Genomic DNA, 19,266 nt, shown 5'->3' with positions numbered 1-19,266 from the left:
ATGTCTATCACATCGGTAACACCCATCTTGGCAATGATCGCTGGTATCATTTTGAGCCTATCGCTCGGTTTTCCGATCGCATGGGGGATTGTTTTTGCGATCTTGGTCACACTGGTTAGTGTAAAAAGATTGGGTTATCCGTGGAAGCAACAGTTCGTGTTTGGCTGGGAAGGTGTCCAAAAGGCAAAGCCTGTCCTTACGATTCTGTTTTTAGTAGGACTCTTGATTCCTCTATTAATGATGGGAGGAACCATTCCCGCCATCATTTACTACGGATTATCGATTGTGAATGTCGAGTATTTGTTCGTTCTCTCTTTTCTGTTGACCGCAGGCGTCAGTTATTTATTGGGTACATCAATCGGTACACTGAGTACGATTGGGCTGTCCTTGATGGGCATAGCGCACGCAGCAGGGATATCACCTGCGATCGTAGGTGGCGCGCTCATCTCTGGAGCGATGGTGGGGGAGCGTTTCTCGCCGATATCCAGCAGTCGATTACTGGTGCTTTCCAATGTCGGTATGACAGAAGAGCAGGAAAGAAGAATGAGGCGTCCTGCTTTGCTTACGGTAGCGATTTGCGCGTTACTTTTCCTGATCCTTGATCTGTTTCGACCTCAAGCGAACTCGACGGATACCATTCAAATGTACCAGGAGCTGTTAGTCAGTCATTTTTCTGTACATTGGCTGCTCATGCTGCCTCTCGTGGTGTTAATTGCCTCTTTTGCACTGAGAGTAAAAGCGGTGAAGGCATTGTTTTTCGGTATCGGAGCCAGTGCGATTCTAGTCGGGATCAATGGGAATTTGGATGTGAAGACGTTTTTTACATCAATGCTAGTTGGATTTGAGCTTCATTCAGGAACGCCGCTGGATCAACTGGTCCATGGGGGCGGGATGTTCGCCATCTTCAGTGTTCTGGCGTTAATCATTCTCGCAGGCTTTTTAAACGGCATTTTGAACAGAGCCAATTTATTAACTCCCATCGTAGACAAAATGATGGGTCATACAAAAAATAAGACCGTATTGGTAGCGAAAGCAGCGGCATTGTCGTTGTTAGTGGTCATCATCAGCTGTAACCAAACCATTCCGATTCTGGTTCTCGGCGCGACTCTTCTCGGGAGGTTCTCCCAATGGAAGGGAGGGCGCGAGCTGTTGGGCAAGACGATGCTGGACTCCACAGTTGTCATGCCTGTATTGATTCCGTGGAACGGACTATCGATGATGATGGCGCTCACGTTAGGTGTTTCGACGATCCAGACATTGCCCTTTGTGTTTTTTCCAATCTTATTACCGATTGTGACGATATTATCGACCCGCTGGTTTTCGCCAGAGGGCAGGTTTCTCGCGATGAAGAATAAAGCTAGCTAATGAGCAGGAGGTATACATTATGGTAAAAGTAGGTATTAACGGATTTGGTCGTATCGGTCGTAACGTATTTCGTGCAGCACTGAACAATCCGAATGTAGAAATCGTGGCGGTCAATGACCTGACAGATGCGCACACACTGGCGCACCTTTTGAAATATGACACGGTTCATGGCGTTTTGAACGTGAGTGTTGAAGCTTCCGAAAACACGCTCATCGTAGACGGAAAAGAAATCAAGGTATTGGCAGAGCGCGATCCAGCTCAACTGAAGTGGGCAGATTACGGTGTTGAAATCGTAGTGGAATCGACTGGACGCTTCACGAAGCGCGAAGATGCAGCGAAGCACCTGGAAGGTGGCGCGAAAAAAGTCATCATCTCCGCTCCGGCAACAAATGAAGACATTACAGTCGTAATCGGTGTAAACGAAGACAAGTACGATCCAGCGCAACACACTGTGATCTCCAACGCATCCTGCACAACGAACTGCTTGGCGCCATACGCGAAGGTTCTCAATGAAAAATTCGGGATCGTACGCGGTTTGATGACAACCGTTCACTCTTACACCAATGACCAACAAATTCTCGACTTGCCGCACAAAGATTTGCGCCGTGCCCGTGCAGCTGCGGAAAACATCATTCCAACCTCTACAGGAGCGGCAAAAGCGGTAGCACTCGTACTGCCTGAGCTGAAAGGCAAGCTGAATGGTTTCGCTATGCGCGTACCAACTCCAAACGTATCCGTAGTGGACTTGGTCGTTGAGCTGAAGACAGACGCAACTGTTGAAGAAATCAACAACGCGCTGAAAGAAGCGGCAGAAGGCCCTCTCAAAGGCATTCTCGGCTACTCCGAAGAACCACTCGTTTCCTCTGACTACAATGGAAACCCTGCATCCTCCACAATCGATGCTTTGTCTACAATGGTACTGGAAGGAAACATGGTGAAAGTCGTTTCCTGGTACGATAACGAGTGGGGTTACTCCAATCGTGTCGTAGACTTGTGTCATTATGTTGCACAGCGCGGCTTCTAACACGTAAAATAGAACTGTTGTGGAAAAAAAGGGAGAGCAATCTCCCTTTTCCCATATCTTTTTTCCGAATAAAAAGCCAATGATTTGGGAGGATCGTTCATGAACAAGAAATCTATCCGCGATGTTGAGCTGGCAGGCAAGCGCGTATTCTGCCGTGTCGACTTTAACGTGCCGATGCAGGACGGGGTAATCACCGACGATACACGCATTCGTGCTGCTGTACCAACCATCCGTTTCATGATGGAGGCAGGAGCCAAAGTAATCTTGGCGAGCCATTTTGGTCGTCCTAAAGGCCAAGTGGTGGAAGAGATGCGTCTTACCCCTGTCGCAGCCCATCTGTCCTCGCTTTTGGGCAAGGACGTGCGTAAGCTGGAGGATTGCCAAGGTGCTGACGTAGAAGCGGCAGTAGAACGAATGGAGTCTGGCGACGTCATCCTGTTGGAAAACGTGCGCTTCCATGCGGGAGAAGAAAAGAACGATCCAGAACTGGCAAAAAGCTTTGCGGCCTTGGCTGATCTGTTTGTCAATGATGCATTCGGCACAGCTCACCGGGCACATGCTTCTACAGCGGGAATCGCTGAGTACATACCAGCAGTTGCAGGCTTGCTGATGGAGAAGGAAATTCGCTTCATGGGCGGAGCCTTGTCCAATCCGGAGCGTCCGTTTACAGCGATTGTCGGCGGTGCAAAAGTAAAAGATAAAATTGCTGTCATTGAAAATTTGTTGACCAAAGTCGATCACCTGATTATCGGCGGCGGTATGGCGAATACATTCCTCAAAGCACAAGGCTATGGCATTGGTGCTTCTCTGTGTGAAGACGACAAGCTCGACCTCGCACGTACACTGATGGAGCAGGCAAAAGAGCGCGGCGTTCAATTGCTGATGCCAGTTGATGTTGTGGTAGCTGACCGTTTTGCGGCAGATGCAGAAAAGCAGGTCGTGGCAATCGATGCAATTCCAGAGGGCTGGATGGCACTCGATATCGGTCCAAAAACAGTGGAACAGTACCACAGCGTCATTGTAGATTCGAAAACGGTTGTATGGAACGGTCCGATGGGCGTATTTGAAATGGATGCTTTTGCAGGCGGCACGATTGGCGTAGCCAAGGCGATGGCAGCATGTAGCGGAACGACGATCATCGGTGGCGGTGATTCCGTAGCAGCTGTGGAAAAAGCAGGCGTAGCCGAGCAGATGACACACATTTCTACAGGCGGCGGAGCGTCCCTGGAATTCATGGAAGGCAAGGAACTGCCAGGCGTAGCTGTGTTGGCAGATAACCAATAAGAGCGAAGAGGGGGAGTTTGCATGCGAACACCAATTATCGCGGGGAACTGGAAGATGTTCAAGACGATGGCCGAGGCGAGAGCGTTTGCCCAGGAAGCCAAGGCAAGCAATAATACTTCGGGAGTACAAAAAGTCATTTGCGCACCTTTTACAGCGTTGGCTGCACTTAAAGAAGAGCTGGCGGGCACGGATATTGCCATCGGGGCGCAAAACATGCATTTTGAAGAGCAAGGTGCTTATACAGGCGAAATCAGCGCGTCCATGCTGAAAGAAATTGGTGTGGAGTACGTGATTCTTGGTCACTCCGAGCGCCGTCAATATTTCAATGAAACAGATGAGACGGTGAACAAAAAGGTTGTAGCCGCATTAGCAGCAGGTCTCGTACCGATTGTGTGCGTAGGCGAGAGTCTGGAGCAGCGGGAAGCGGGCGAGACAGCTAACGTAGTCCGTACGCAGACTGAAGGGGCTTTTGCTGGAATAGATGCTGCACAAGTAGCGGATACCGTTATTGCATACGAGCCGATCTGGGCGATTGGTACAGGCAAGTCTTCCACGGCAGAGGATGCCAATGAAACGATTGCTATTATTCGTAGCGTAATCGGTGAACGCTTCGGACAAGCGACAGCGGAGAAAGTGCGCATTCAATACGGCGGAAGCGTAAAGCCGGAAAACATCGCAAGCTACATGGCACAGCCTGACATTGACGGTGCATTGGTCGGTGGAGCGAGTCTCGTAGCGAATAGCTACTTGCAGCTTGTGGCAGGAGCAACGTCGCGATAGGAGGAGAAAGCAATGGCACAAAGACCAAAACCGGTTGCCCTTTTGATTGTGGATGGTTTTGCTCTGCGGAACGAAACGTATGGAAACGCAGTAGCGCAAGCCAGCAAGCCGAATTTTGACCGTTACTGGAACCAATACCCTCACGCGACACTAGAGGCAAGTGGGCTGGCTGTTGGGCTGCCAGAAGGACAGATGGGGAACTCCGAAGTAGGCCATCTCAATATCGGGGCTGGGCGTGTCGTTTATCAGGATTTGACGCGCATTACCAAGTCGATTAAAGAAGGCGCTTTTTATGAGAACGAAACACTGATTGCTGCTTTCCAGCACGCGAAGCAAAACGGCAAGCAGCTCCATCTGTTCGGACTTTTGTCCGATGGTGGTGTACATAGTCACATTGACCACCTGTTTGCGATGCTCGAGCTGGCGAAAAAGCAGGACTTTGTGGATGTGTTCATCCACGGCTTCCTGGATGGCCGCGATGTATCGCCTGACAGTGCAGTGGGTTATATCGAGCAGCTACAAGCCAAAATCGCAGAGCTGGGTGTTGGCCGTATTGCTACCGTACAAGGTCGCTACTATGCGATGGATCGTGACAAACGCTGGGAGCGCGTAGAGAAGGCGTATCGTGCCATGGTGTATGCAGATGCTCCGGCTTATCGTGATCCGGTTCAGGCGGTTAAGGAATCCTACGAAAAGTCCATTATGGATGAGTTCGTCATGCCAACCGTGATTCTCGAGGAAAACGGAAAACCAGTGACGACCGTTCAAAGCGGCGATTCGATTATTTTTTATAATTTCCGCCCGGATCGTGCGATTCAAATGTCGCAGGCATTTACGAATGAAGATTTCCGTGGATTTGACCGCGGAGATGAGCGCCCGCGCGATCTGCATTTTGTGTGCCTGACGCATTTTTCCGAGACGGTTAATGGGTATGTCGCTTACAAGCCTTCAAATCTGGATAACACATTGGGAGAGGTGCTTTCCCAGCATGGCTTGAAGCAGCTGCGCATTGCTGAGACGGAGAAATATCCGCATGTGACGTTCTTCTTTAGTGGCGGGCGTGAGAAAGAGTTTCCTGGTGAGAAGCGCATCCTGATTCCTTCGCCAAAAGTGGCGACGTACGACCTGCAGCCGGAGATGAGTGCACCAGAGCTGACAGACGCTGTTGTCGCTGAGATCGAGGCAGACAACTTTGACGCGATCATCCTGAACTTTGCCAACTGCGACATGGTTGGTCATTCCGGTATGATGGAGCCAACAATCAAAGCAGTCGAGACGGTGGATGCATGCTTGGGCCGGGTAGTCGATGCCATCGTAGCAAAGGGTGGCGTAGCCGTCATCACAGCTGACCATGGCAACGCGGATCTGATGCTGGATGAAGCGGGACGACCAATTACTTCACACAGTACGTATCCGGTGCCTGTCATTGTGACAAAAGACGGGGCTGCTCTGCGTGAAGACGGTATTTTGGCCGACTTGTCGCCGACGCTTTTGGAGCTTTTGGGAGTAGCGCAACCCGTTGAAATGACAGGTAAATCGTTACTTGCAAAATAGGCTTCGCTGGGACACACTGTAAGGGTAGCTTGGCGTTTAAATCGAAATAGATGGTAAGTGCACTTGAAAAAAGGAGATGGACGAGAAATGGCAATGATTACTGACATTTATGCACGCGAAATTATGGACTCCCGCGGTAATCCAACTGTGGAAGTAGAAGTATATCTCGAGGATGGCTCGATGGGTCGCGCGGATGTTCCATCTGGAGCGTCTACAGGTGCGTATGAAGCGGTTGAGCTTCGCGACGGTGACAAATCCCGCTACTTGGGAAAAGGTGTTCTGAAAGCCGTAGAAAACGTGAATGAAATCATTGCTCCTGAACTGATCGGTATGGATGCCCTGGATCAAGTTGGCATCGATATGGCGATGATTCAGCTCGACGGCACGCCAAACAAAGGTAAGCTGGGCGCAAACGCGATTCTCGGTGTGTCCATGGCAGTAGCACGTGCGGCTGCAGAATCTCTCGGGGTTCCTCTCTACAACTACCTCGGTGGCTTCAACGCGAGAATGCTGCCAGTTCCTATGATGAACATCCTGAACGGTGGTAAGCACGCAGACAACACTGTAGACATTCAGGAATTCATGGTTATGCCAGTAGGTGCTACTTCCTTCAAGGAAGCGCTGCGCACAGGTGCGGAAATTTTCCACTCCCTGAAAAAAGTATTGGGTGAAAAAGGCCTGAGCACAGCAGTAGGGGATGAGGGCGGTTTTGCTCCAAACCTGAAATCCAACGAAGAAGCGATCACAACCATTTTGGATGCGATCAAGGCAGCAGGCTATGAGCCAGGCAAAGACGTGTTCCTTGCGTTGGACGTAGCAGCTACAGAAATGTTCAAAGACGGCAAATACCACTTCGAAGGCGAAGGCGTTGTGAAAACAACAGAAGAAATGATCGCATTCTACGAAGATCTGGTAAACAAATACCCAATCATCTCCATCGAAGACGGTCTGTCTGAAGACGACTGGGATGGCTGGAAAGCGCTGACTGACAAGTTGGGTAGCAAAGTTCAGCTGGTAGGTGACGACTTGTTCGTAACCAACACTGAGCGTCTGGCTCGCGGAATCGAGACCTCCACAGGTAACTCCATTCTGGTAAAAGTAAACCAAATCGGTACGCTGACAGAAACCTTCGAGGCAATCGAAATGGCGAAGCTGGCTGGTTATACTGCGGTGATTTCCCACCGTTCCGGTGAAACCGAAGACTCCACGATTTCGGATATCGCAGTTGCTACAAATGCAGGTCAAATCAAGACTGGTGCGCCTTCCCGCACGGACCGCGTAGCGAAGTACAACCAATTGCTGCGTATTGAAGACGAACTGGCTGATACAGCTCGCTTTGGTGGTCGTTCTGCATTCTACAACCTGAAGAAATAAGCTTGCATGCGGCAGTTCAGGACGCAAAAAAGTCCGGAACTGCCGCTGTTTTTTGGATGAACGACATATGCCACCAGAAGCCTCGATTCGTTGCATGTTCAAGCTTTTATCTACGAAAAAAAGACTGCCCATACTACGCGATGGACAGTCTTTTTGTTGTTTGAGGCTTATGACATGGCGAATGCTTTTCGTTCGGTCTGCACAGTGCCCAGACGGCTTTTACTGTACGGGATGCACATAGGAGTTCCGTACAGAGGGTCTTGCGTAATTTGGCAATCCATATCGAAAACCGTACGGACAAGATCGGTCGTCAGCACTTCGTTCGGAGAGCCTTCTGCCACGACGGTCTGATTGTGAACGGCAACGATATGATGGGCATAGCGGCAAGCGAGATTCAGATCGTGGAGAACCATGACGATGGTGCGCTGTTCCGTTTGATTCAGTTCAAACAACAGGTCCAAAATCTCAATCTGATGCGACATATCCAAATAAGTCGTAGGCTCATCCAGCAAAATGGTTTCGGTTCCTTGAGCGAGCGTCATCGCAATCCAGGCGCGCTGACGTTGGCCGCCAGAGAGACTGTCGACGGCGCGGTTTGCCATATCTGTGAGTTGAGTAGCTGCCAATGCTTTGTTGACCATCTGCTCGTCTTCTTCCGACCATTGCTGTAGCCAGTTTTGATAAGGATAACGTCCTTGTTTGACCAATTGCAGGATCGTCAATCCTTCTGGTGCAGATGGCCCTTGAGGAAGGATGGCAAGACGTTTGGCTACCTCTTTGGTAGAGCGTTTCGCGATCGATTCTCCTTCAAGCAGGATGGCGCCTTCCTTTGGTTTGAGTAAACGTGCCAGAGAGCGCAGTAATGTCGATTTGCCACTGCCATTACTGCCGATGAAAACGGTGATTTTTCCACGCGGAATGTTTAAATCTAAAGCTTCGATGATGTTGCGTTCTCCGTACGATAACGTAAGTCGTTGGGTTTCCAAAGCTTGCATATGGGTTGGACTCCTTTCAACGTATAGGAATTAAAAAATATATTCAGGGTCGCATGTGGCTGCGGTGGGGAGAAGAATATTTCCAGTCTAGGCTCAGTGCTCCGTCCCGCTGAGGGTTGGGACTGTCCGCTCCGAAGGGATTCGCGGGGAAAGGCAAAAGTAGTAGCCGCTACGTCGTATGGGCACGGTTGCGTTTCTTTTGCCCGCGAATCCCTCTCCGCTCGGTCGGACTCCACAAGTCGCTACGTCTGGAAATATTCTTCTCTGGCGTAACGGAATATGCTCTACATTCTTTTAAGGCTTTTAAAATCGGACTAACATGGAAAGCTCGTAGAGGAAACAGGAGAAATAAGCGAAGATCTTTGGTACACCGACCGAGACGGAATGCAAAAAGCGAAACATGCTCTTAAGCGTCCACCTCTGAAAAACATCCTGAAAGAACTACTTTGGACGCGGTTTCGCTTTTTGTATGGAGTCGGGCAGTGAATCCCCCAGCGGGTGGGACAAGAATCTGAGCGTTTTCTCCTGTTTCCTCCCCACCACCACAGCGGGACAAAGTTCTTTTCTAGCGATTTCGGTTTTTATACAGCAAGTAGATGAAAAACGGAGCGCCGATGGCAGAGGTGAATACTCCTACAGGCACTTCGATTGGTGAAAAAGCCATGCGGGCAATCAAATCCGCAAGCAATACGATAATGGCACCCAAGAAAGCCGAGAGTGTCATGGCACCGCCAAAGGACGGACCAATCAGTTGCTTGGCAATGTGGGGGGCCAACAAAGCCACAAAGCTGATATCGCCTCCAACAGAGACGGCTGTTCCCGTCAAAGCCGCGCAAATCATGAGGAGGAGGAAGCGATCCAATTGTAAGGAACTGCCGAGACTCGTCGCCAGATCATCGCCGAGCTGTTGAATGTTCACGCGCCTTGCAAGCAAGCACGCTACGAGAATCAGTCCGACTACCCACGGCAAAATCATGAATACGTCATTCCAGTCAACGCCGTAGATGCTTCCAGTCAGCCAGAGCAATGCCTTATTTTGCAGCAAAAACGGACTGAACATGATCAGCATGGTGACAATGGCACCCGCTGCGATTTTGATTCCAACACCGATCATGACGAGACGAAGCGGCGTGACGCCTTTTTTCCAAGAGAGCGCGTACAGCAGGAATGTTGTCAATGTTGCTCCCAAAAAAGCGATGGGAGGGAGCCACTTGATGCTCACTGTTTCAAATAGCATCAAAAAGCCGACTGCAAAAACAGATGCTCCACCCGATACCCCCAGAATATCCGGAGAAGCCAATGGATTGCGAACGAGACCCTGCATGATGGCACCAGCGACTGCGAGTGCGGCACCTACCAGAATGGCAATGACGATGCGCGGCAGGCGAAACTGCTCTACAATCAAAGCATTTTCTTCTGAACCGATTCCCAACAAAACTTTTACCACATCGAGCGGAGCGATTTTCATTTCACCCATTCCGAGACTGACAACCGCTATGGTGATGACGATCAGCAAGGCGAGTAGCGAAAACCAGAGCGTCTTTTTATGTAGCTGAAACGATGAAAAGCGCTTGCCGATGCGAAGAGACAGGTAGTCTTTCATTATTTATCCAGCCCCTTGCGTGCGACATAGATGAAGAACGGAATCCCGATCAGGGCTGTCATTACTCCAATAGGAACTTCAGCAGGCATTGCAATATAACGAGCGCCGATGTCTGCTAACAGTAGCAGGATGGAACCAAGCAGACCGCTGTACAAAAGTACCCAGCGAGTGTCTATTCCGACGAGATAGCGGGCCAGATGCGGCGTGACCAAACCGACAAAACCAATAGGTCCAGCAACAGCAACTGCGCAACCGGATAAGAGAACAATGACGATTCCGACACTGAATTTGACCAATAATGTGCGCTGTCCGAGACCTTTTGCTACGTCATCACCCATCAACAACGTTTGAATCGGGCGTGCAAGGACGAATGCAGCGATCCAGGCGATGAACATATAAGGAAAGACAGTGGCTAAATACTCTAGCTTTCTGCCTCCGACTGACCCTGCCAGCCAGAAAAGCACCTCGTCTGTGGCCTTTTCATTCAGGACCATCATGCCGTGTCGGATCGAGGAAGCCAAAGCGGTGATAGCTGCACCCGCCAAAACCAGCTTCACAGGCGAAAGTCCATCTCTGCCAAATGAACCGAGCAAATAGACGATCAAACCTGCTACAGCGGCTCCTAAAAAGGAAATCCACGTAAACTGGGTCAAGGAGCTGATCCCGACAAATGTAACGGCGAACACAACAAAAAGAGAAGCACCTGCATTAAGACCGAACAGTTCAACGTCTGCAACAGGGTTTCTCGTCAAGGATTGGAGCAGAGTTCCGGCCAAGCCGAGGCTGAAACCGACCGTTAGCGCATTGAGCACACGCGGTACTCGCACTTCTTTAATAACGATGTGTTCATTGGAGCCGTTGAAATTCGTGTAGGCATCAATCGCAGTTTGCCAACTCGTGTCAATGACGCCAAAGATGAGGCTGGTATAACTAAGGTAGGTCAGGAGAAGAAGGGCGAATACCAGTCCCAGAATTTTACGAAAGTTGCTAGCTAAAAAAGTATTCATGATGGCTACATCCTTATTTCTTAGATGGTTTCATAGTTAAGTGTAGAGCTACATAAAGGAAGTGTCAATGACGTTGATAGTCATTATCAATTTGTGATTGACTTTTGACAGGCAGGGGAGTAGGATAGACTCTGTCATTGATATGAATTCTCATTATAGAAAAGGGAAAGGGGTCCTTTCATCATGTTTTCTCGTACATATCGGACCGCAGGCGGTAAAGCTTTCTTTGCTGTCTTAATGGCGACCTTGTTGGTTGTTACCGGTTGTGGTACTCCCCAAGCAAGCGAACAAAAGCCTGCCGATCAAGCCAAAGGCAATTCGGAGGGTTCCGGCCAAAGCTATACAGTTAAACACGCGATGGGCGAAACGACCATCAAAGGTACACCAGAACGTATCGTCATGTTGACGAACCAAGGTACTGAAACTCTGATGGCTCTCGGTGTGAAGCCAGTAGGGGCTGTAGGCTCGACCATTGATCCTACTCAATTCTACGATTTCACCAAGTCCTTCCTTGAGGGTACAAAATCCGTTGGTACAGAAGGACAACCTAACCTGGAAGCAATCGCGGCACTGAAGCCTGACCTGATTCTGGGTATGAAATTCCGTCATGAAAAAATTTATCAACAATTGACTGCAATCGCTCCAACCGTATTTGTGGATGAGCCACGCGGTGACTGGAAAGAAAACTTCTCCTTGTTCGCAGAAGCAGTAAACAAAAAGGCTGAGGGTGAAAAAATCCTCGCTGATTGGAACAAGCGCGTAGAAGAGTTTAAAGCAAAAGCGGGCGACAAGCTGAATACAAAAGTATCCGTTGTACGCTTCATGCCTGGTAAAGTTCGCATCTACTACAAAAACACCTTCACTGGCGCGATTTTCAAAGACCTTGGCCTGGCACGTCCAGCTGCCCAAGACAAAGACGATTTCGCAGCAGAAGTAACCAAAGAGCGCATTCCAGAGATGGACGGCGACATCATGTTCTACTTCACGTACGAAACAGGCAAAGGCGAGGCGTCCAAGCTGGAGCAAGAGTGGACAAACGATCCGCTCTGGAAAAACCTGAACGTCGTGAAAGCGGGCAAAGCATTCAAAGTGGATGATACCATCTGGAATACCTCCGGTGGCGTAATCGCTGCAAATAAAGTACTGGATGAGCTGGAAGGCTACATCATCGGTAAATAATGAGAAAAGACGGGACTAATGCTCCCGTCTTTTTTGTGTGGTTACCCCGCCATGTTGTTGAAAGTTCCACGTGGGTAGTAAATGTTTACGTGATCGATGTAGATTGTGTTTGGATCATCGGTCATGATGCCTGAGAAAATGAATTTCAATTCGTAATCAGGAGTCACCTTGTAGGTGTAGATGGTTTGGCCGCCCGTTGTGGCTTTGCTTGTTGGCTCCCCAAGTGTTTTACGCACCTCGGCAAGTGTGATTGCTTGCAAGCGTGGGTCATAGGAACGAATATCGACGATCTGCATTCCTTTGTTAAAGGCAAAGACTAGATTGAGATCCCGGTACGTATTGTACGTGATGCCATTGACGAAAGAGACGACATCCGGTTTGCCCAGCTGTTTTTCTGCGTCATCGAATACATCCTTTTCTAAACGATACTGACTGCCAAAGATTTGGCCTTTCCCCGCGAGATCACGCACGCCTTGTAACAAGTCGGCATTGTTCCCATAAAGCATGAGATTTTTATTTCCTTGCGGGTAATACAGCTGGTATTCAACAAGAATCAGGACTTCCTTGCTCGTGCTTTTTGTTCCTTGGAAGAGCAGTTTGACCTGATATTTGCTCGTCACATCATAGGTATAAATCGTACGATCGCCAAACTCGCTGATACGGCTCGGTTTTCCCCAGCTCTTTTCGACGGCAGACAGGTTGATTTGCTGTAAGCGAGAATCTGTCCTGTGCATGTCTACGATCTGCATGCCTTTGTTGTAGCCAAACACGACTTCTTTTTTCGGGTAAGCGGAGTAGATCAGTCCATTTGCTGTGTAGGTTTTCTCAGGCTTTCCCCAGCCCTTTTCTACATCATCTGTCGTTTTTTCCAGAACGAATGGAAGGGAGATAACTCTGCCTTCTTGAGCATTTGAGCGAATTTGTGACAAGAGCTCCTCAGACTGCGAAATAGGCTGTGTTGTTACGTTGTTGTTTTGAGCTGGTCCCGGAGAAGCGGTAGGAGAGCCAGGAGCAATAGGTGCACCAGTGTCTGGCATTGTACTCTGCGGTTGATTCGTAAGGAGCGAGGCTCCCAGCCAGACAGTCACAGCAAGTACCGAGCAGAGGGCCAATCCCTTGCCAAGCGCAGAGAAACCATGAAAAGAAGCAGTTCCCCCAGATTTGCTCACATTTGTTTGGCGAATAGCAGAAACGATCTCGTGCTTTTGTTCTCCGCTCATTTTCATATCCGGCATCCCCTTCAATTTAGCTAGTAAGTCATGGTCTGAATTAGATTGCATCGCCAATCATCTCCTTTTTCTCACGCTCAAGTATTTCTCTGACGGCTTTCATGGCACGGTGCAGTGTTACGTTTACTTTGCTTTCGGACCACCCCAGTATTTCAGCGGTCTCCTTAGAGGACAGTCCTTTGACTCCGCGCAAAATGAGCACCTCGCGGAAAGCGGGTTTTACTTCACGGATTGCATGGTAAAGTGCCTGCTGCTCCTCGTGTACGTGCAGAATTTCTTCCGGTGTTTTTTCTTCCGTCTCTACATTCGCCAGCCATTTATCTGGCAGCCAGTTACGTAGACGTTGCTTTCGTTTATGATCGATGGCGGTATTCCTCGCGATCGTCAATAGCCAAGTTTTCGGTTGCGATCTGCCTTCGAATGCGTCGAGAGACCGAAGCGCTTTTAAAAAGACATCCTGAACGAGGTCCTCTACATCGCGGGTTCCTGTGTAGTAAATAAGAAATTTGTAAATATCATCGCCATAGCGAAGGAACCATTGCTCCATTAAACCGTTTTTGTCCATAGCTGAACCACCTTTTGTACGTTCTACTTGTAATTTGACGACTCAGGGTGCATTTCATTACAAAAACAAAAAAACTGCCGGAAGCAAATGTCCGACAGTGTGTGCATTTAAGAGTGGAGCATGGAATCCCGCGTAAACCAGAGCTGATAGCTGAGCATGCTGATCAGAACCGCCGAAATGGCAGCAGAGGAGCTGAAGCTGAGCATAATGAGGATTTGGTAGCGCACGGCCTCGATGGGACTGGCCCCTGCGACAATCATGCCGGTCATCATCCCTGGCAATTGGACGAGTCCGATTGTTTTCATCGTGTCAAAGGTAGGGATCATGCTCGCTTTGACAGCGCGCTTCAACACCACATGCACGGCTTGGCGTGTAGTCGCTCCCAGACAAAGCAGTGTTTCAATTTCCCCACGCGAGGCTTCTACTTCTCTGTTCATATGCGTGAGAAAAAGGCTCGTGACGATCATAGAGCTACCTATAATCATGCCGCTCATCGGAATGAGGTACTGCGGCGTGGGAGAGACAAGCCCGAGTATAACTAACAGTCCCATCGTGATGATCTCTGTTATCGCAAGTGAAAGGGAGATCCGCCAAAAGATCCCCGATAATTGCTTCGCTCTGCTTGCAGCGTTCCACGAAGCGACCAAGATCATCATGAGAATGATCAATAATATAAACCAGACACTGTCGGTAGCAAAGACAAAATGTAGAACGTAGCCGATCGCAAGCAATTGAACGGTAGAGCGGATGGTGCCAATCAAAATGTCTTTCTCCAAACCGAGCTTCTGCCAAACAGAGAGCAGGAGGGCAATGAAAACAAAGGCATAGGCAAAGAGTAGCCACATGTATGAACCCGTAAACGTATGTGTCATCGCTGCACCTCACAGAGGGCAGTATGGACATTTCCATCCTGTAAAAATTCACGAGCTTCCACGGATTGGGGCGAGTGGAAAAACGCTTCACATTCCGTGTCCTCTGCGAACTGGTGATTGGCCATAAACCAAATGCGCTTGCAAGCGACTCGTGCTTCTTCTAAATCATGCGTGACCCAAATTAAGGTCGTGCCCGTTTGGTGGTGCAAATCTACGAGGAGACGCTCAGCAGCCTGCTTGCTTTTCGTATCGAGGGAAGCGGTGACCTCATCTAGTAGCAGGACAGATGGCTGGAGCATCAGGCTGCGAACGAGAGCGAGCCGTTGCTTTTCGCCGCCGGACAGTTGAGTAGCTGGTTTTGACCAATCGATTTCTTCCATATATAACTGCTCCATCAAGTCAGAGGCGAGCTTCCTATCAAAAGGACGCTGATGCAGGGTACTTACTGTACGCAGGTTGTCTTCCACGCTGCCTGGCAGCATAACAGCCTGCTGTGCCACATAACTGATTTTCATTCGCCAAGCTCTCGGGTCCCACAGTGACATTTCTTTCTTCTCCAAGAAAACCGTACCGGCATCAGGTTGCAGGAGACGGCCTAAAATACGAAGCAAGGTGCTTTTTCCCTGGCCTGATTTTCCCAGAATTCCAATAATCGTAGGCTCCATAATGCTAGCGTTTACGTCACGGAACAACCATGTACGCGTAGGGGAGTGGATTTGTTTCCCCAAAGCTTCAATCTGGATGGTCATATGTAAAAGCCTCCCCATTAACGCGGAAAACACCGAAGAGGACAAGTCTTCGGTGTTTCTTTCTTACAGGCTATCTATGTACTTATTTCTTCTCCGACAGCCACTGTGAAACCGCTTGAATTTCTGGTTGTTTCTTTAGCATTCCAGGGGGCATGCCGCCTTTACCTTCTTTGATGATTTTAGCAATGTCGTCAGCGCTGAGCGTTGCTCCAATTTTTGTCAGGTTTGGACCTGCAATGCCTTCGAGATTTTGACCATGACAGGAAGAGCAATTTTGTTTAAATACAGCAGCAGCGTCAATTTGTGCAGTTGGTGCGCCGCCACCATTTGCTTCTTCGCCATGTTTTGGTGGGAAAATGATTGATCCTACGAGTGCAATGAGAAAAACAAGAAACAAGATACCAAACGAAGTAAAAAAGGCCTTCGCGGAATCAATTACATCGTTTTGATTCATGTCTTTTTTGTTGGACCCAGCCATCTGACAAAGACCTCCCAAAGCGAATTATAAAGTTTCATTGTAATTTTACGGCAAAAGTTTGACAATATCAAGGCGACTACCCAACAAGACAAAGAAAGTACACAATTTGCCATTTTTTCGTAAAAACACGTTGCTCTTAGTCTACCTTATAACGGTCAATATTATTTGAGAGAATTTCTCTTATAATGGAAGGGTTAGCGGGTTGCTGTTACCAGACAAGTGTGATAAAGTTGTTGTATTGGTTTTTTCCGCCTTGGAAATACGTTTTGAGGTGAATGAAAATGGCATTGGCTGCGAAAATTTTACTTGTGATCGCAAGTATTGGCTTAATTATCGTCGTGTTGCTGCAATCGGGAAAAAGTGCCGGCCTTTCCGGAGCGATTGGTGGCGGCGCAGAGCAACTGATGGGCAAACAAAAAGCCCGCGGGATTGACGCACTTTTAGGGAAACTGACCGTTGTATTTGCGGTTGGCTTCATGATCTTTGCGATTTTGCTCGGGTATTTCTTGAAATCAGGAGCGTAATAGACGAATGGCCGGAAGACAGCGAGTGCAACTTGCTGTCTTTTTCTCTATTCCGATTGCGATATGCGGGAACGGTGAATACTACATAATAGGATGGTCATAGAGAAACGCGGGAATGCCACGCGAAAAAGGAGGTTTGTGAATGGAAGATCAAGAAAAAATACTCGCGTTTATGCGAGAGCAAGCATACCACCCGATGACGGTGAGGGAACTGGAAGAAGCGTTTGGGATCAAGGATTCTGCCAAGTTCAAGGAGCTTGTGAAAACACTGAATGCACTGGAAGCGAGCGGAGAGGTGATCCGCACCAGGGCGAATCGGTATGGTGTGCCTGAAAAAATGAATCTGGTACGTGGACGTCTGCAAAGTCATCCGAAGGGCTTCGGATTTGTGATCCCGGAGACACCTGACTCGGATGACGTATATGTACATGCGAATGATATGAATGGGGCGCTCCATGGCGATACGGTTTTTGTCCGCGTGGAAAAAGAAGCGGGCGGCAATCGTCTGGAAGGGCAGATCATCCGCATTGTCGAGCGTGGGATCAAGCAGGTCGTAGGGACATTTAAGGACGAGAGGCATTACGCGTTTGTGATCCCCGACGAAAAGCGAATCGGCAAAGATATTTTCATCCCGAAAGACTCCTTCAACGGAGCAGTAGATGGTCACAAGGTAGTCGTGAACATCGTTCGTTACCCAGAGGGGCGCGTGAATCCTGAGGGTGAGGTCGTCGAGATTCTTGGCCATAAGAACGATCCGGGCGTCGATATCCTGTCGATCATCCGCAAGTTCAACCTGCCAGAAGCATTTCCAGAGGACGTGTTAGCAGAAGCTGAGGCAGCGCCAGATGAGATTTCCGAGGAGGAAATCAGCGGTCGTCGTGACTTGCGTGAGCGGATGATGGTTACGATCGACGGTGCGGATGCCAAAGACTTGGACGATGCCGTTTCCCTGGAGAGGCTGCCAAACGGAAACCTAAGACTCGGCGTGCATATCGCTGACGTCAGCTACTATGTTCGTGAAAAGTCCCAATTGGACAATGAGGCGTATCGTCGCGGTACCAGTGTCTACTTAGTTGACCGCGTAATCCCGATGCTGCCACATCGCTTGTCCAACGGCATATGCAGTCTCAATCCGCAGGTAGATCGATTGACAATATCCTGCGATATGGAGATGGATGCGGGCGGAAATACCGTCAAGTACGACATCTTTTTGAGCGTGATTCGTACAGATGAGCGCATGACGTATGCAGATGTACGTAGTATTTTGGAAGACAAGGACGAAGCCTTGACCGAGAAGTACAGCAGACTCGTCCCGATGTTCGAGGATATGAAAGAGCTGGCCTTGAAGCTGCGTAAAAAACGAATGCAGCGTGGCGCCATTGACTTCGACTTCCGCGAAGCGAAAATTTACGTCGATGAAGAGGGAACCCCTACAGAAATCGGCTTCCGTACGAGATCGATTGCGGAGCAGATCATTGAGGAGTTCATGCTCGCTGCCAACGAAACAGTGGCGGAGCATTTCCACTGGATGAAACAGCCTTTCATGTACCGGATTCACGAAGACCCGAACGCTGAAAAGCTCATGGCCTTCATGGAGTTCATCACGAATTTTGGCTACTCGATCCGCGGGAAGGGCAATTCTGTTCATCCGCGTGCGTTGCAGCAGTTGCTGGAAGAGGTAAAAGGAACGCCAGAAGAAATTATTATCAGCACCGTCATGCTGCGTTCGATGAAGCAAGCGCGCTACGACGCGGAAAGTCTGGGGCATTACGGCTTGTCTACGGAGTTTTATACCCATTTTACTTCACCGATTCGCCGTTATCCCGACCTAATCGTCCACCGCCGCATTCGCGAATGGATCGAGCTGGGGAATCAAATCTCAGAAAAACGTCTGGGGTACTGGGCAGAGCAAATGCCAGTAATCGCGGAGCATACGTCACAGCGTGAGCGGTTGGCTGTCGATGCCGAGCGTGAAACAGACGATCTGAAAAAAGCGGAGTTCATGCTGGAGCGAGTGGGAGAAGAATTCGAAGGCGTCATCTCCAGCGTCACTTCGTTTGGGATTTTCGTCGAGCTGCCTAACACCATTGAAGGTTTGGTGCACGTCAGCTTTTTGACCGACGACTACTATCATTACCATGAGAAAATGTTTGCGTTGGTCGGTGAGCGTACAGGAAAGCAGTATCGTATCGGGGATGTCGTTGAGGTACGTGTAGCGAATGTCAACGTGGATGAACGCACCATCGACTTCGAAATCGTCGGGATGCCGAAGGCTGGCTTCCGTGGCAGCCGTGAGCGTACGCCTCGCGTAATAGATGGTCGCGGTGGGGATCGTAAGCCGACACGTGGCAAGCAACAAGATCGTTCACGTACAGGCCGTCCAGATCGTCCAGAACGCCCAGGTAGACCAGATCGACAAAAGGACAAAAAGCATCCGGCGGAAATCCGTCAGAAATACAAGGATCGCCGCAAAGCGGAAGGGAACAAACCTCCTCGTCGCGCTGGATCGGGTAAAGCATCGAGCGGTGAAGAAGTGCTGCCAATTGGTGCAGGAGAAGGAGATACCCCAACGAAACGCCAGAAGGGATTCTGGGAGGATCTCGTCAAGTCCAAGAAAAAGACCCGCAAAAATGTAGCCAGTCAGGCGAAACGGAAACGCCGTTAAACAGTTGCTTAAACCCCGA

At 49.3% G+C, this 19,266-nt stretch carries 17 protein-coding genes; 9 read left to right on the top strand and 8 right to left on the bottom strand.

All coding sequences use genetic code 11. The features are described 5' to 3' along the window. The 6 genes from HPY31_RS20990 to eno all read left to right on the top strand — a co-directional run bounded on the left by HPY31_RS20990 (position 1) and on the right by eno (position 7,381). Complete coding sequence (locus HPY31_RS20990) at positions 1-1,365, top strand: Na+/H+ antiporter NhaC family protein (protein ID WP_172142321.1); 1,365 nt, start codon at positions 1-3, stop codon at positions 1,363-1,365. A gap of 19 nt (positions 1,366-1,384) precedes the next feature. After that, entirely contained in the window at positions 1,385-2,389 is a 1,005-nt protein-coding gene (gap, locus tag HPY31_RS20985) for a type I glyceraldehyde-3-phosphate dehydrogenase (RefSeq protein WP_007720484.1), read from the top strand. A 99-nt stretch (positions 2,390-2,488) separates the two neighbouring features. Further along, positions 2,489-3,673, top strand: a complete 1,185-nt coding sequence (locus tag HPY31_RS20980) for a phosphoglycerate kinase (RefSeq protein WP_015893466.1) — start codon at positions 2,489-2,491, stop codon at positions 3,671-3,673. A gap of 21 nt (positions 3,674-3,694) precedes the next feature. Further along, complete coding sequence (tpiA, locus tag HPY31_RS20975) at positions 3,695-4,453, top strand: triose-phosphate isomerase (RefSeq protein ID WP_172142320.1); 759 nt, start codon at positions 3,695-3,697, stop codon at positions 4,451-4,453. 12 nt (positions 4,454-4,465) lie between these two features. Next, the gene (gene gpmI / locus HPY31_RS20970; protein WP_172142319.1) at positions 4,466-6,007 is read left to right on the top strand and encodes a 2,3-bisphosphoglycerate-independent phosphoglycerate mutase; all 1,542 of its coding nucleotides are present in this window, start codon (positions 4,466-4,468) and stop codon (positions 6,005-6,007) included. Positions 6,008-6,094: 87 nt separating this feature from the next. After that, the gene (eno, locus tag HPY31_RS20965) at positions 6,095-7,381 is read left to right on the top strand and encodes a phosphopyruvate hydratase (protein ID WP_015893463.1); all 1,287 of its coding nucleotides are present in this window, start codon (positions 6,095-6,097) and stop codon (positions 7,379-7,381) included. Between the two features lie 167 nt (positions 7,382-7,548). Here eno and HPY31_RS20960 read toward each other — a convergent pair whose 3' ends face one another. The 3 genes from HPY31_RS20960 to HPY31_RS20950 form a co-directional block, all read right to left on the bottom strand. Next, entirely contained in the window at positions 7,549-8,376 is an 828-nt protein-coding gene (locus tag HPY31_RS20960; RefSeq protein WP_172142318.1) for an ABC transporter ATP-binding protein, read from the bottom strand. A gap of 565 nt (positions 8,377-8,941) precedes the next feature. Next, positions 8,942-9,979, bottom strand: a complete 1,038-nt coding sequence (locus HPY31_RS20955) for a FecCD family ABC transporter permease (protein ID WP_172142317.1) — start codon at positions 9,977-9,979, stop codon at positions 8,942-8,944. Further along, on the bottom strand, positions 9,979-10,986 hold the full coding sequence (locus tag HPY31_RS20950) for a FecCD family ABC transporter permease (RefSeq protein WP_172142316.1): 1,008 nt from the start codon (positions 10,984-10,986) through the stop codon (positions 9,979-9,981). Before HPY31_RS20950 ends, HPY31_RS20955 begins: the two co-directional genes overlap by 1 nt. Positions 10,987-11,169: 183 nt before the next feature. Between HPY31_RS20950 and HPY31_RS20945 the strand changes: the two genes are divergently transcribed. Next, the gene (locus HPY31_RS20945) at positions 11,170-12,165 is read left to right on the top strand and encodes an ABC transporter substrate-binding protein (RefSeq protein WP_172142315.1); all 996 of its coding nucleotides are present in this window, start codon (positions 11,170-11,172) and stop codon (positions 12,163-12,165) included. A 41-nt stretch (positions 12,166-12,206) separates the two neighbouring features. Here HPY31_RS20945 and HPY31_RS20940 read toward each other — a convergent pair whose 3' ends face one another. From HPY31_RS20940 to HPY31_RS20920, 5 genes are all read right to left on the bottom strand, one after another. Then, positions 12,207-13,445: a YjgB family protein gene (locus HPY31_RS20940; protein ID WP_172142314.1), complete on the bottom strand. Its 1,239-nt coding sequence runs from the start codon at positions 13,443-13,445 to the stop codon at positions 12,207-12,209. Then, entirely contained in the window at positions 13,435-13,959 is a 525-nt protein-coding gene (locus HPY31_RS20935) for an RNA polymerase sigma factor (RefSeq protein WP_172142313.1), read from the bottom strand. The genes HPY31_RS20940 and HPY31_RS20935 overlap by 11 nt, the downstream gene beginning before the upstream one ends. A 107-nt stretch (positions 13,960-14,066) precedes the next feature. Continuing rightward, positions 14,067-14,831: an ABC transporter permease gene (locus HPY31_RS20930; protein WP_172142312.1), complete on the bottom strand. Its 765-nt coding sequence runs from the start codon at positions 14,829-14,831 to the stop codon at positions 14,067-14,069. Then, positions 14,828-15,580, bottom strand: a complete 753-nt coding sequence (locus HPY31_RS20925) for an ABC transporter ATP-binding protein (RefSeq protein ID WP_172142311.1) — start codon at positions 15,578-15,580, stop codon at positions 14,828-14,830. Before HPY31_RS20925 ends, HPY31_RS20930 begins: the two co-directional genes overlap by 4 nt. 82 nt (positions 15,581-15,662) lie before the next feature. Continuing rightward, positions 15,663-16,058 carry a YqzM family protein gene (locus tag HPY31_RS20920; protein ID WP_026134028.1) on the bottom strand — a complete coding sequence of 132 codons (396 nt, stop codon included), beginning with the start codon at positions 16,056-16,058 and terminating at the stop codon, positions 15,663-15,665. Between the two features lie 281 nt (positions 16,059-16,339). Between HPY31_RS20920 and secG the strand changes: the two genes are divergently transcribed. Together secG and rnr are read left to right on the top strand one after the other, a co-directional pair. Continuing rightward, on the top strand, positions 16,340-16,582 hold the full coding sequence (gene secG / locus HPY31_RS20915) for a preprotein translocase subunit SecG (protein ID WP_007728789.1): 243 nt from the start codon (positions 16,340-16,342) through the stop codon (positions 16,580-16,582). A 142-nt stretch (positions 16,583-16,724) separates the two neighbouring features. Further along, positions 16,725-19,247 (top strand): ribonuclease R, encoded by a 2,523-nt coding sequence (gene rnr, locus HPY31_RS20910; RefSeq protein ID WP_172142310.1) that lies wholly within the window; start codon positions 16,725-16,727, stop codon positions 19,245-19,247. Positions 19,248-19,266: the final 19 nt, after the last annotated feature.

This window comes from Brevibacillus sp. HB1.3 (assembly GCF_013186635.1).
GTDB classification, from domain to species: Bacteria; Bacillota; Bacilli; order Brevibacillales; family Brevibacillaceae; genus Brevibacillus; species Brevibacillus brevis_D.
Note: the sequence above shows the minus strand (reverse complement) of the source record. Positions and strands in the feature narration are given on the sequence as shown.